This window comes from Plantactinospora sp. WMMB334, from assembly GCF_049179095.1.
Lineage (GTDB): Bacteria > Actinomycetota > Actinomycetes > Mycobacteriales > Micromonosporaceae > Plantactinospora.
Genome location: NZ_JBMHME010000002.1, coordinates 429548 through 442775, shown reverse-complemented (window position 1 = coordinate 442775; position 13228 = coordinate 429548). Strand labels below are relative to the sequence as shown.

11 protein-coding genes are annotated in these 13228 nt (G+C 73.6%); 7 read left to right on the top strand and 4 right to left on the bottom strand.

Features of this window, described 5'->3' with window-relative positions; all coding sequences use genetic code 11:
- Positions 1-142: 142 nt before the first annotated feature.
- Entirely contained in the window at positions 143-577 is a 435-nt protein-coding gene (locus ACN27G_RS01890) for a hypothetical protein (RefSeq protein WP_421491047.1), read from the bottom strand.
- A gap of 261 nt (positions 578-838) precedes the next feature.
- Here ACN27G_RS01890 and ACN27G_RS01885 point away from each other — a divergent pair, with 261 nt between their 5' ends.
- Both ACN27G_RS01885 and ACN27G_RS01880 read left to right on the top strand, forming a co-directional pair.
- Positions 839-1561, top strand: coding sequence for a cellulose binding domain-containing protein (locus ACN27G_RS01885; protein WP_421491046.1), 723 nt, complete (start codon positions 839-841; stop codon positions 1559-1561).
- A gap of 46 nt (positions 1562-1607) precedes the next feature.
- Positions 1608-2570 (top strand): NAD-dependent protein deacetylase, encoded by a 963-nt coding sequence (locus ACN27G_RS01880; RefSeq protein ID WP_421491045.1) that lies wholly within the window; start codon positions 1608-1610, stop codon positions 2568-2570.
- Between the two features lie 62 nt (positions 2571-2632).
- Here the strand turns inward: ACN27G_RS01880 and ACN27G_RS01875 are convergent, their stop codons facing one another.
- From ACN27G_RS01875 to ACN27G_RS01865, 3 genes are all read right to left on the bottom strand, one after another.
- Positions 2633-3604: a DMT family transporter gene (locus ACN27G_RS01875; protein WP_421491044.1), complete on the bottom strand. Its 972-nt coding sequence runs from the start codon at positions 3602-3604 to the stop codon at positions 2633-2635.
- Between the two features lie 254 nt (positions 3605-3858).
- Positions 3859-4155, bottom strand: coding sequence for a HesB/IscA family protein (locus ACN27G_RS01870; protein ID WP_421491043.1), 297 nt, complete (start codon positions 4153-4155; stop codon positions 3859-3861).
- 286 nt (positions 4156-4441) lie between these two features.
- Positions 4442-5608, bottom strand: a complete 1167-nt coding sequence (locus ACN27G_RS01865) for an NAD(P)-binding domain-containing protein (RefSeq protein WP_421491042.1) — start codon at positions 5606-5608, stop codon at positions 4442-4444.
- 82 nt (positions 5609-5690) lie between these two features.
- Here ACN27G_RS01865 and ACN27G_RS01860 point away from each other — a divergent pair, with 82 nt between their 5' ends.
- From ACN27G_RS01860 to ACN27G_RS01840, 5 genes are all read left to right on the top strand, one after another.
- Entirely contained in the window at positions 5691-7004 is a 1314-nt protein-coding gene (locus ACN27G_RS01860; protein WP_421491041.1) for a phospholipase D-like domain-containing protein, read from the top strand.
- Positions 7005-7110: 106 nt separating this feature from the next.
- Entirely contained in the window at positions 7111-8691 is a 1581-nt protein-coding gene (gene aceB, locus ACN27G_RS01855; RefSeq protein ID WP_421491040.1) for a malate synthase A, read from the top strand.
- Between the two features lie 70 nt (positions 8692-8761).
- On the top strand, positions 8762-10228 hold the full coding sequence (locus ACN27G_RS01850) for an FAD-linked oxidase C-terminal domain-containing protein (protein ID WP_421491039.1): 1467 nt from the start codon (positions 8762-8764) through the stop codon (positions 10226-10228).
- A gap of 3 nt (positions 10229-10231) precedes the next feature.
- Positions 10232-11695 (top strand): FAD-binding protein, encoded by a 1464-nt coding sequence (locus ACN27G_RS01845; RefSeq protein WP_421491038.1) that lies wholly within the window; start codon positions 10232-10234, stop codon positions 11693-11695.
- On the top strand, positions 11695-13218 hold the full coding sequence (locus ACN27G_RS01840; RefSeq protein WP_421491037.1) for a heterodisulfide reductase-related iron-sulfur binding cluster: 1524 nt from the start codon (positions 11695-11697) through the stop codon (positions 13216-13218). Before ACN27G_RS01845 ends, ACN27G_RS01840 begins: the two co-directional genes overlap by 1 nt.
- Positions 13219-13228: the final 10 nt, after the last annotated feature.

Genomic DNA, 13228 nt, shown 5'->3' with positions numbered 1-13228 from the left:
GTCGGTCGCCGCGCCCAGGTCCGTCGGGATGGTCGGTCCCCGCGGCGCCGGGCCGCGCCGCGGGGACCGGGGCCAGGCGGTGCCGCCCGGCCCTCCGGGGCCCGGCCGGTGGCGCGCCGGCCGGGCCCCGGGTGAGTACGACTCAGGACGAGACGTGCAGGTGGAACGAGCGGTCGGCGGGCACGCCGGAACTGTTCCAGGTCTGCACGAAGACCCCGGCCGGGTTGCCGGCCCGGCCGACCACGGCGATCTCGCCGGGTGGTGATCCGCCGACGCTGCCGGTCAGGCCGAGGGTGGCGATGAAGGCCGACCGGGCCACGGGCTGGATGAAGACCACCTGGTACTGGCCGGTGGTTATGCGGGAGGACGAGACCACCCCGAAGCCCCGGGCGAGCGTTCCGTTCGCGTTCACCACGGCGAAGTGGCCCTGGGCGGTGGCCGGCAGTCCGGCGGCGGTGGCGGGCACGGCCGCGACGTCCACACCGTCCGTCTCGATGCCCTCGGCGGGCAGCTCGTTGACGGCGGCGGGTGGCTGTTCCTCGACCGCCGTTTGCGGGGCCTCGCTCTTCTCGGACATGGTGGTGCTCCTTGCTGCTCGGACCGGTTGTTTCGGCCCGTGTGGACGAGGGATCGCGGGGCGTGGCCACGGCGAGTGGTGGTGAGCCCCGGGGGCGGTACCTACCCGCAGTCGACATTACTCTCCGTCAACGTTTGACCACACTTAGTACGTCTGTCCGATCGAGGACAACGACCCTGGACAGCACGGGGCGGGAAGAGTTTGATAGTTGTCAATTGGGTCCGGGCGCTGGAGCAGTCGTACGCTCAGAAAGGTCTCGCCATGCCCGGACGCAAGCTGCCCGCCCTCCTGCACACCGCCACCCTCGCCGTGGCCCTGCTGGTCCTGCCGGCCGTGCCCGCGCAGGCCGACCCGCTGATCCCGCTTCCACCACCCGGGCGGCCGGTGGCCACCGGCATCACCCCGACCGGCGCCACCCTGACCTGGACGCGCCCGGACGGCCCGGTCTTCCGGTATTCGATGCTGCGGCTGGTCGACGGCGAGTGGCAGGGCTTCTCCTCGATGCCGTTCAACACCGTCACCTTCACCGCGCTCACCCCCGGCACCGAATACACGGTGGCGGTACGCGCCGCCGCGTTGGTCGACTCGGGCTACACGATGAGCCCGTTGTCGGAGCCGCTCACCTTCAGCACCCCGCCGATCGAGCCGGCACCCCCCGGTTGGCGCTGCACCGTCGCCATCGCCGTCAACCAGTACGGCAGCTATTCGGTGCACGGCACACTCGTCTGGTCCGGCCCCACACCGGTGCCGCACTGGACGGTACGGTTCAGCATCGCGCAGAACGTCTACATCACGCAGGTCTGGAACGCGACGGTCGTCCGCAGCGGCACCCGGGCCAGCATCACCTCGCTCCCCTGGGACGGGACACCGGCGAATCCGCCGGCCGCGCAGAGTTTCGACTTCTCCGGCCGATGGACCGGCACCTTCACCGCGCCGGGCGACTTCACCGTCGCCCCCGGCACCGGGTGCACGATCGTGCGGTGATCCGGCCGGTTCGCCGCTGCGGCGGGCCACGAGGCAGCATGGACGGGTGGAGAACCGGAACGCCGACGCGTACGCCCCGCTGGCGCACCTCCTGACCGGCGGTCAGGTCGTGGTGCTCAGCGGCGCCGGCATCTCGACTGAATCGGGCATTCCCGACTACCGGGGACCGAGTGGGGCGCTGCGCCGGCACACCCCGATGACGTACCAGACGTTCGTCGGCGATCCGCTGGCCCGGCGCCGGTACTGGGCGCGCAGCCACCTCGGCTGGCGCACCATCGCCCGGGCCACCCCGAACGCCGGGCACCGGGCCGTCGCCGAGCTCGATCGGCGCGGCCTGCTGGCCGGGATCCTCACCCAGAACGTCGACGGGCTCCACCAGGCGGGCGGCGCCGGCTCCGTGATCGAGCTGCACGGCAGCCTCGCCCGGGTGATCTGCCTCGGCTGCGGTGACATCACCGACCGGGAGGCGCTGGACCGCCGACTGCGGGCCGCCAATCCCCGGTTCGCCGCCCGCTCCGACGCCCTCAACCCGGACGGCGACGTCGAGCTGCCGGACGCGGTCGTCGACGACTTCCGGACCGTGGACTGCCAGGCGTGTCGCGGCGGCATGCTCAAGCCGGACGTCGTCTTCTTCGGCGAGTCCGTGCCGGCGGACCGGGTCCGAGCCTGCTTCGATCTGGTCGAGCGGGCGCGCCTGCTGCTGGTGCTCGGCTCCTCCCTGACCGTGATGTCCGGCCGCCGGTTCGTGATCCGGGCGGCCAGGCTCGACATCCCCGTGGTGATCGTCAACCAGGGTCCGACCAGAGGCGACGACTACGCGGAACTCACCGTCGACGCCCCGCTCGGCCTGGTCCTGCCGGAACTGGTCCGGCTCACCGACCCGACCCGGTCCACCACCCCGGAAGACGGCCCGATCGGCGGCCGGCGGCATCGGGTGGTGCCTGTCCGTTCCCTGCCCGACCGGTCGCGGGCAGGGAACGGGTCGGCGGACGCCCGACCGCGCAACTAGGCCGGACCGACGGACGCCCGACCGCGCAACTAGGCCGGACCGACGGACGCCCGACCGCGCAACTAGGCCGGACCGACGGACGCCCGACCGCGCAGCTGGGCCGGATCGGCGGCTAGGCCGGCGCGGCTAGGCCGGGCGGCCCGCGCCACCGCCACGCCGAGGAGCACCGCGCCGCACACGCCTACCGGGCCGAGCCGGTCACCGAGCAGCAGTGCGGCGAGTACCGCACCGACCAGCGGCTCCAGCAGCGCCAGCAGCGCGGCGGTGCCGGGCCGGACGGTACGCAGCCCCCGGAAGTAGAGCAGGTACGCCAGCGCGGTCGGCCCGGTCCCGAGCGCGACCAGCAGGCCGAGGGCGGCCGGAGCCGGGTCGAAGCCGAGCCCGCCCGTACCGGCGGCCACCGGGACCAGCAACAGCCCGCCGACGGTGAAGGCGTACCCGACACCGGCGAGGTCGTCCAGTCCGGACACGGGTCTGGCGCCGAGCAGGGTGATCGCGGCGAACCCGGCCGCGGAGACGAGCGCCAGCAGCGTGCTGGAGAGCACCGCGAGCGGCCCGAAGCCGCCGGCCGGCAGTCCGACCAGCGCGACCAGCCCGCCGACCGCCAGTGCGCAGGTCGCGGCCGTCGAGCGGTCCGGCCGGCGCCGGCCGGTGACCGCCTCCACGGCGAGGACGAGCATCGGTGCGGCGCCGATGGTGACGAGCGTGGCGAGGCTGACCGAGGTCAACGACACCGCGCCGAAATAGCAGGCCTGGTAGACGGCGGCCAGTACGGCGTACCAGGCGATCCGGCGCCAGGCCGCCCGGCCGCGCGGCGGCCGGCGCCCGGCGACGGCGAGCAGGCCCACGATCAGGGCCCCACCGACGGCGAGCCGGTAGCCGGCCACCGCGGTCGGGGAGAGCCCGGTGTCCTGCCGGAGCAGGGTGCCGGTCACTCCGCCGGTGCTCCACAAGGTGCCAGAGATGATCAGAAACCAGAGACCGGCACCGGAGCGGCGGCGCGCGGCGGCCAGCGGTGCAGTGGAGGTGTGCATGAGGGTTCGCGCTCCTGCGACGAGAGGGGGAATCGGTCGCGGAAGCGGGACGAGCCCGGGATCACCCAGTAGGGGACGGCGCGTCGGCCGGATCGGCACGACACGCCGGGGTTGTCGCCCCGCTCAGGAGCACGGGGGCGGGGTGATCGGAAAGCAGCGATGCACGGCTGGACTGTACCGGACCGGGAGCGGGCCGCCCTCGGTCATTCCCATCCGGTGGGCGGCCCGGTGCCGGGCGTGCCTGCGGGTGTGGGTCAGACGGTGGCCGTCGGGCCCTGTTCCGCGAAGCCGAACTGCACCGCGCCCTGCGCGTCGACCGCGGCGTCCAGCGACTTGTCGTCGAGGATCTGCGCGGCCTGCGGGTCGAGGAAGACCCGCGCCCCGTCGCTGTCCACCACCTGGTCGCCCTGGGCCGGGCTCGCGGCCAGGGAGAGGTTGAGCGACCCGGCGTTGAGGTCGCTGGCGATGCGCAGGCCGGCTCCGTCCGGCACCTCCTGCTGCGCGGTCAGGTCCCGGATCACGAGTACGGCGTTCTCGGTCATGGTGAGCATGGAGACTCCTCGTGGATTTTCGTGTGCGGCCCGTGCGCCCATCCGGCGGGCGTACACCGGGCACCCGTGTCAGGCCAGCTGGGGCCTTCGGACATCACGGCGGCCATCGGTCATGTAGCCAGCCCACTCGTCTGGTCCACGTGTGGGCGGACCGGGCTGACGCCTGGGTACGGCCGGTATCCGCCGCACCCAGCGGTCATCGACCTGGCGCGACGGGCCGTACTTGCCCTACGTTGCCGCTTCCACCCTCATTCGTCAAATCCGGTGAGCCGCCCGGCGGGGCGTGCTATGCGCCACGCTCGGCGCTTGAGGTGTTAGGAAGGGCCCCCGCTACAACAGAAAACGATAAGCGGGGGCCCTTCCTTGCAAGATCGTGTACGGCGGCGCGGGCGGCCCGGTTGGCGCCGATCGTGCTGGCCGACGGCCCGTAACCGATCAGGTGGATCCGCTCGTCGGCGACGACCCGGGTGCCGTCCATCAGGATGCCGCCACCGGGGGCGCGCAGCTTGAGCGGGGCGAGGTGGCCGAGCACGGCCCGGAAACCGGTGCACCAGAGGATGACGTCGGCGGCGAATCCGCTGCCGTCGGGCCAGACGACCCCGTCGGGAGTGATCCGGTCGAACATCGGCAGCCGGCGCAGCAGACCCTCGGCCCGCATCCGGCGCAGCTGCGGTGTCCACATCAGACCGGTGGCGGCGACGACGCTGGTCGGTGGCAGGCCGGCCCGGACCCGGGCGTCGACCCGGGCCACCGCGGCCCGGCCCCACTCCGGGGTGTACGCGCCGTCGGCGATCTCCGGTGGGCGCCGGGTCACCCAGCGGGTCTCGGCGGCCACCGCGGCGACCTCGTCCAGCAACTGGAGCGCGGAGGTGCCGCCGCCGACCACCACCACCCGGCGGCCCGCGAACTCCGCCGGGTGCCGGTAGTCGGCGGTGTGCAGTTGCCGGCCGGCGAACGTCTCCTGCCCGGAGTAGTAGGGCCAGAACGGCTGCCGCCAGGTGCCGGTCGCGTTGACCAGTGCCCGGGTACGCCACCGCCCGGCGTCGGTGCGCACCGCGAGCCGGCCGTCGGGCAGGTCGTGCACCGAGGTCACGTTGACCGGGCGGCGCACCGGGAGAGCGAACTCCCGTTCGTACGCGGCGAAGTAGTCGGAGACCACCTCGGCGGCGGGCCGGTCGGGGTCGACCTCGCCGAGCGGCCGGCCGGGCAGGTCGTGCACGCCGTGCACGGCGGACATCCGCAGCGTCGGCCATCGGTCCCGCCACGCACCGCCCGGCCCGGCGCCGCCGTCGAGCAGCAGGTAGCCGGTCTCCGGGGCGAATCCGGCCCGGCCGAGGAAGTAGCCGGCGGAGAGCCCCGCCTGACCGGCGCCGATCACCACCACGTCGACGTCCCGACCCGAGACCACGTCGACGTCCGGACTCACCACCACGTCGACGTCCCGAGCGCTCACCTCCGGGTCAACTCCGGGCGGCGGCGGATCCCTTCCGGAAACGGAGGTTCCGTCGGTCACACCGGGATGGCATCATCTAGCCATGCGGATGTGTAGATTTTCGCCGCGATCGGTCGCACGTTCGGCACTCGTCTTCATGCTCGCCGCCGGCACGCTCGGCGTACCGGCGGTGGGCGGTGGCGGTCCGGCCGGCGCCGCCGAGCCGGATCCGACGATGAACGACGCGGTCTTCAACCGGCCGACGGGGTCGGCCGCGCAGCAGAACGCGATCTTCATCCAGCTCGCCCGGATCATCGACCGGGTGCCGGCCGGCGGCGAGATCCAGATGTCCTGGTTCGGGTTCGGCGTCACCGACGTCACCGACTCGGCCAGCACGCCGGATCTGCCCGGACGCCTGCTGAACGCGCACCAGCGCGGGGTACGCGTCAAAATCATCCTCGACCACGAGCAGGTCAGCCAGCGGCCGTACCAGCGGCTGCTGCCGGTGCTCGGCAACGACGACACCGCCGCCTCCTACATCGTGCACTGCTCCGACCAGTTCCCCGGCGCCGACCGGGGCTGCATCGGCACCCGGCGGATCGACTACACCGACTCCTCGGTGACGGCGTACAACCACAACAAGTTCCTGACCGCCTCGAGCATCGTGCTGAACAACGGCTCGACCGTCTCCAACGTGGTCTTCCAGGGCTCGGCCAACCTGGGCTGGTGGGACGCGAACGAGGCGTACAACAACGGGTTGACCTTCAGCGACGCCACGACGTACCAGGCGTACCGGAGCTACTTCGCGGACCTGCGGTCCTACCGGCACACCTCGGGCGGGAACAACAACTACTACCGGGGCACCCCGACCGGCTCGACCTACCGGGCCTACTTCTTCCCCCGGCGGGAGCGCTCCGGCCAGCCGGTCGGCGACCCGGCCACCGACACCATCGTCAGCGTCCTCGACACCGTGCACTCCTGCTCCTACGACGACAACGGCACCCGGCGGCAGACCGACGTACGGGTCAACATGTACTCGTTCAACCGGCCCGAGGTGGCCAGGCGGCTCACCGCGCTGCGCAACGCCGGCTGCTGGGTCGACGTCGTCTACAGCGAGGCCAACAGCGGCGTGCTCAATGCGCTGGGCAGCAACGTCCAGCTCACCAGGTGCAACTACAACGTCGGGCCGGGCCGGGACATCCGCACGCACAACAAGTACATGCTGATCGACGGCGCGTACGACGACGACATCGTGCCCCGGGTCTTCACCGGCAGCCACAACTACAACGTCTCGGCCCTGCGCCAGGCCGACGAGGCAATGCTGCGGGTCATGGGCCGGGGCATCCACGACGACTACCTGAGCGACTTCTGGCACGTCCGGGACACCTGCCGGGCCAACGGTGGCGCGATCCGCTGAGCGAGCGGCCGGAGACCCGGGGCGCCCCGGTGTACCGGTCGGTCGTAACGGGCCGGACGGCCCCGCGCGCCGTACCCTGAGGAGATCACCCACGAGGAGGTCGGCGATGAACCTGCCGCAGGGCGTCCAGGTCACCGGGACGCGGAGCGACCGCTACGAGGAGATACTCACGCCCGGGGCGCTCGACTTCCTGGCCCGGCTGCACCGGTCGTTCGACGGCCGCCGCCGGGACCTGCTGGCCCGGCGCGCCGAGCGGGCGGCGGCGCTGGCCGCCGGCGGCACCCTCGACTTCCTCCCCGAGACCACCGAAATCCGCTCCGGCGAGTGGCGGGTCGCCGAGCCGGCACCCGGGCTGGTCGACCGGCGGGTCGAGATCACCGGCCCGACGGACGCCAAGATGACCATCAACGCGCTCAACTCCGGTGCGAAGGTCTGGCTCGCCGACTTCGAGGATGCCAACACCCCGCTCTGGCGCAACGTCGTCGAGGGGCAGCTCAACCTCCGGGACGCGATCGCCGGCAAACTGGAGCTGCGTACGCCGGAGGGGAGGCACTACCGGCTGCGCGACGGCGACCTGGCGACCATCGTGGTCCGGCCGCGCGGCTGGCACCTGCCGGAGAAGCACATTCTGGTCGACGGCGAGCGCATCGCCGGTGCCCTTGTCGACTTCGGCCTCTACTTCTTCCACTGCGCCCGGCCGCAGCTCGACGCCGGCTCCGGGCCCTACTTCTACCTGCCGAAGCTGGAGAGCCACCTGGAGGCGCGGCTCTGGAACGACGTCTTCGGCGCCGCCCAGGAGTGGCTGGGCATCCCGCGCGGCACCATCCGGGCCACCGTGCTGATCGAGACCATCCCGGCCGCGTTCGAGATGGACGAGATCCTCTACGAGCTGCGCGAGCACTCCGCCGGGCTGAACGCCGGCCGCTGGGACTACATGTTCAGCGTGATCAAGAAGTTCCGCACCCGGGGCAGCGAGTTCCTGCTGCCGGACCGCAACGCGGTGACGATGACCGCGCCGTTCCTGCGGGCGTACACCGAGTTGCTGGTCCGGACCTGTCACCGGCGCGGCGCACACGCGATCGGCGGGATGGCGGCGTTCATCCCGAGCCGGCGCGACCCGCAGGTCAACGAGACGGCGCTGGCAAAGGTCCGGGACGACAAGACCAGGGAGGCGGACGACGGCTTCGACGGCTCCTGGGTCGCCCACCCCGACCTGGTGCCGGTCTGCCGGGAGGTCTTCGACGGTGTGCTCGGCGACCGGCCGCACCAGCTCGACCGGACCCGCGACGAGGTACGGGTGACCGCCGCCGACCTGCTCGACGTCGCCGCCACCCCCGGCGCGCCGACCGAGGCGGGGCTGCGCAACGACGTCAGCGTCGGGATCCAGTACCTGGCGAGTTGGCTGGCCGGCTCCGGCGCGGTCGCCATCTTCAACCTGATGGAGGACGCCGCCACCGCCGAGATCTCCCGGTCCCAGGTCTGGCAGTGGCTGCACAACGACGTCACGCTCGACACCGGTGCCCGGGTGACCCGGGAGCTCGTCGAACGGATCGCCGACGAGGAGGTCGGCGGGCTCGGCGACGACCCCGGCCGGTACGCCGAGGCCCGCGCCCTGTTCATGGAGGTCGCGGTCGCCGACGACTTCGTCGACTTCCTCACCCTGCCCGCCTACGAACGAATGCCCTGAGCACTGCCCGCTGCTCTGAGCACTGCCCCGCTTCAGGATCGACCGCGCCAGGCGGAACCGGAGGTCGGCGATGGCCACAGCGACGATCGAGAGACTGGCCGGCGAGCTGCGCGGCGCGCTCGGCGCCGAGCAGGTGATCGACGACCGGGCCCGGTTGCGCACCTACGAGTGCGACGGGCTGGCGCAGTACCGGGTGGTGCCGGCGCTGGTGGTGCTGCCGCACAGCGCGCGGGAGTGCGCCCTGGTGGTCCGGGCCTGCGCGGCGGCCGGGGTGCCCTTCGTGGCCCGGGGATCCGGCACCGGGCTCTCCGGCGGTGCCCTGCCGCACCCCGACGGGGTGCTGATCGTCACCTCCCGGCTGCGCGCCATCCGGGAGGTCGCTCCGGCCGACGAGCGGGCCGTGGTGGAGCCTGGCGTGATCAACCTGGCGGTCACCCGGGCCGCCGCCCCGCACGGCTACTACTACGCGCCCGACCCGTCCAGCCAGCAGATCTGCTCCATCGGCGGGAACGTGGCGGAGAACTCCGGCGGCGCGCACTGCCTCAAGTACGGCTTCACCACCCACCACGTGCTCGGGCTGGAGCTGGTCACCCCGGACGGCGACCTGGTCCGGCTCGGCGGTCCGGCGCCGGACAGCCCCGGCTACGACCTGGTCGGCGCGTTCGTCGGCTCGGAGGGGACGCTCGGGATCGCCACCGAGGTCACCGTGCGGCTGGTCCGGCTGCCGGAGTCGGTGCGTACGCTGCTCGCCGCCTTTCCCGGCACGGACGCCGCCGGTGCGGCGACCTCGGCGATCATCGCGGCCGGGGTGGTGCCGGCGGCGGTGGAGATGATGGACGCGCTCGCCATCGAGGCGGCCGAGGCGGCGGTGCACTGCGACTATCCGGCCGGCGCGGGCGCGGTGCTGATCGTCGAGCTGGACGGCCCCGCCGTCGAGGTGGAGGCGCAGTTCGCCGAGGTCGAACGGCTCTGCCGGGACAATGCCGCGTTCGAGATCCGGATCGCCGCCGACGACGCCGAGCGGGCGCTCTTCTGGAAGGGCCGCAAGTCGGCCTTTGCGGCGGTCGGCCGGATCAGCCCGGACTACATCGTGCAGGACGGTGTGATCCCCCGGACGGCGCTGCCGGAGGTGTTGCGCCGGATCGGCGAGCTCGCGGCCGAGCGGGGCATCCGGGTGGCGAACGTCTTCCACGCCGGGGACGGCAACCTGCATCCGCTGGTCCTCTTCGACGACGCCGTCGAGGGGGAGGCGGAGCGGGCCGAGGAACTCTCCGGCGCCATCCTCGACCTCTGCGTCGCGTACGGCGGGTCGATCACCGGGGAGCACGGTGTCGGGATGGACAAGGCGAAGTACCTGCCCCGGATGTACACCGACGACGATCTGGAGACGATGCAGCTGCTGCGCTGCGCCTTCGACCCGCGCTCGCTGGCCAACCCCGGCAAGATCTTCCCCACTCCCCGGCTCTGCGGCGAGGTGCCCGGCCGGCACAGGGGTGCGCATCCGCTCCAGGAGGCCGGCCTCGCGGAGGTGTTCTGAGCCATGCCGCAGCCCGCCGACACGACCACCGCACAGCTCGACGCGCTGCGGGCCGCGATCGCGGAGACCTCCGGCGCCGCCGATTCCGAGGCGGTGGACGTAGCCGGGCCGACGGAGCTAGCCGGGCCGGCGGACGTGGCCGGGCCGGTGCGCCCGACCGGGCCGACGGACGTGGCCGGGTCGGTGCGCCCGACCGGGCCGACGGACGTGGCCGGGTCGGTGCGCCTGGCCGGGCCGGCGGACGTGGCCGGGTCGGTGCGCCTGGCCGGGCCGGCGGACGTGGTCGGCGGCGTACCGGCCCGGTTCGTCGGCGCGCCCGCCTCGACCGGGCAGGCGGCGGCGCTGCTCCGGGCCGCCGCCGAGCTCGGGCTCAGTGTGGTCTTCCAGGGCGGCGGCAGCAGGTCGGACTGGGGCAACCCGCCGCGCACCCTCGACCTGATCGTGCAGACCCGGCGGCTGGCGGGCGTGGTCGAGCACGCCGCCGGTGACCTCATCGTGGTGGTCCGGGCCGGCACCCCGATCGCCGGACTCCAACGGAGGCTCGCCCCCGCCGGCCAGCAGCTCGGGCTGGACGACCCACTCGGCGGGACGGTCGGCGGCGCCGTCGCGGTGAACGGGAGCGGACCACGCCGGATGCTCTACGGCACGGCCCGGGACCTGCTGATCGGGGTCACCATGGTCCGCGCCGACGGGGTGGTGGCGCACGCCGGGGGCAAGGTGGTGAAGAACGTCGCCGGCTACGACCTCGGCAAGCTGGTGACCGGGGCGTACGGCACCCTCGGCCTGGTCACCGAGTGCGTCTTCCGGCTGCACCCGGTGCCGGCCGCCCGGGCGTACGTCCGGTGCCGCACCGTGGATCCCGGGAGCGGCGGCGCCCAGCGGGTCGGCCGGCTGCTCGCCACAGTCCTCCGGGCGCAACTGGTACCGACCGCGCTGGAGGTCGACGCGCCGCCCGGCGGCGGTCACGAGACCGTGCTGCTGCTGGAGGGCACCCCCGCCGGGGTCGCCGGCCGGGCCGCGGCCGCCGCCCGGCTGCTCGGAGCCGGCGCGGTGTGCACCGGGGCGGCGCCGCCCTGGTGGGGGCGGTATCCGTGGCTGCCCGGCGACACCGGGCTCAAGCTGACCGGGGTGCTCTCCGGCGTACCGGACCTGCTGGCCGCCGCCCGGGCGGCGGCCGACCGGCACGAGATGCCGATCGGGGTACGCGGCTCTGCCGGCACCGGCGTCCTCTACGCCGGCCTGCCGGCGGCGGCCCGTCCGGACCGGGTGGCCCGGGTCGTCGAGGAACTGCGCGGCGCGGCCACCGAGGCCGGCGGGCACGCCGTGGTGCTGACCGCCCCCGGGCCGGTGCGGGACCGGGTCGACCTGTGGGGCCCGGTGGAAGGGCTTGAACTGATGCGCCGGGTCAAGGCGCAGTTCGATCCCGACGGGCGGCTGGCGCCCGGACGCTTCGTGGGAGGAATCTGATGCCGTCGCCAGAGTTGCCGAAGCCGGGCGGCACGCGACCGGCCCGCGCACCCCGGGACGTGCTCGGGCTGCTCGGCCCGGCACCCGGCGACTCGACCCCCGGCGACCCGGCGTCCGGCGACCCGGCGTCCGGCGGCCCGGCGTCCGGCGGCCCAGCGTCCGGCGGCCCGGCATCCGGCGACCCGGCATCCGGCGACCCGGCATCCGGCGGACCGGTGGCCGGGCCGGCGTTCGACGGGCACCGGCCGCCGCCGGCCGAGCTGGTCGCCGATTGCGTCCACTGCGGATTCTGCCTGCCGACCTGCCCGACGTACGTGTTGTGGGGCGAGGAGATGGACTCGCCCCGGGGACGGATCCACCTGATCCGGCAGGGGCTGGAGGGGGAACCGCTGACCGAGGAGATGGTCGGGCACTTCGACGCCTGCCTCGGCTGCATGTCCTGTGTCACCGCCTGCCCCTCCGGGGTGCGCTACGACACCCTGATCGAGCGCACCCGGCAGCAGGTGGAGCGCCGGCACCGCCGGCCGGCCCGGGAGCGGGCACTACGGGCAGCGATCTTCGCGCTCTTCCCCTATCCGGGGCGGCTGCGGCTGCTGCGCGGGCCGCTGCGGGCGTACCAGGCCAGCGGTTTGCGGGCACTGGTCGCCCGGACCGGGCTGCTGGCCCGGCTGGCGCCGACGCTCGCCGCCCTGGAGTCGCTGGCCCCACGGCTGACCCGGGCACCGAAACCGCCCGACCGGGTGCCGGCGTACGGGCGGCGCCGGGCGGTGGTCGGGATGCTCACCGGCTGCGTGCAGAGCGCATTCTTCCCCGGGGTGAACGCGGCGACCGCCCGGGTGCTGGCCGCCGAGGGCTGCGAGGTGGTACTCGACCCGGCACGGCAGGGCTGCTGCGGCGCGCTCAGCGTGCACAACGGACGCGAGGCGGAGGCCCGCCGGTTCGCCAGGGAACTGCTCGACGCCTTCGCCGGCACCGGCATCGACTACTTCGTGGTCAACGCCGCCGGCTGTGGCTCGTCACTCAAGGAATACGGCGACCTGCTCGCCGACGACCCGGAGTACGCCGGCCGGGCCGCCGACTTCGCCGCCCGGGTCCGCGACCTCTCCGAAATCCTTGTCGAACTCGGTCCGGTCGCCCGGCGGCATCCGTTGCCGGTCAGCGTCGCCTATCACGACGCCTGCCACCTCGGGCACGCCCAGGGTGTCCGCAACCAGCCCCGGGAGCTGCTGCGCGCCATTCCCGACCTGGAGTTGCGGGAGATCGCCGACCCGGAGCTCTGCTGCGGCTCGGCCGGGATATGGAACATCCTGAATCCTGAGCCGGCGGCCCGGCTCGGCGAGCGGAAGGCCCGGGACGTCCTGGCCACCGGGGCGGAACTGCTGGTCACCGCCAACCCCGGCTGCCTGATGCAGATCACCGCCGCACTGCCCCGGGTCGGCGGCGGGCGGATCGGGCTGGCGCACACCGCGCAGGTGCTGGACGCCTCGATCCGCCGGCTGCCGGTGGCGCGACTGCTCTCCTGATCGGGCGGGG

Bases quoted from the DNA above. Each gene is read 5' to 3' on its own strand.
- ACN27G_RS01890 (WP_421491047.1), bottom strand. From the start codon at position 577: ATGTCCGAGAAGAGCGAGGCCCCGCAAACGGCGGTCGAGGAACAGCCA.
- ACN27G_RS01885 (WP_421491046.1), top strand. From the start codon at position 839: ATGCCCGGACGCAAGCTGCCCGCCCTCCTGCACACCGCCACCCTCGCC.
- ACN27G_RS01875 (WP_421491044.1), bottom strand. From the start codon at position 3,604: ATGCACACCTCCACTGCACCGCTGGCCGCCGCGCGCCGCCGCTCCGGT.
- ACN27G_RS01870 (WP_421491043.1), bottom strand. From the start codon at position 4,155: ATGCTCACCATGACCGAGAACGCCGTACTCGTGATCCGGGACCTGACC.
- ACN27G_RS01860 (WP_421491041.1), top strand. From the start codon at position 5,691: ATGCGGATGTGTAGATTTTCGCCGCGATCGGTCGCACGTTCGGCACTC.
- aceB (WP_421491040.1), top strand. From the start codon at position 7,111: ATGAACCTGCCGCAGGGCGTCCAGGTCACCGGGACGCGGAGCGACCGC.
- ACN27G_RS01850 (WP_421491039.1), top strand. From the start codon at position 8,762: ATGGCCACAGCGACGATCGAGAGACTGGCCGGCGAGCTGCGCGGCGCG.
- ACN27G_RS01845 (WP_421491038.1), top strand. From the start codon at position 10,232: ATGCCGCAGCCCGCCGACACGACCACCGCACAGCTCGACGCGCTGCGG.
- ACN27G_RS01840 (WP_421491037.1), top strand. From the start codon at position 11,695: ATGCCGTCGCCAGAGTTGCCGAAGCCGGGCGGCACGCGACCGGCCCGC.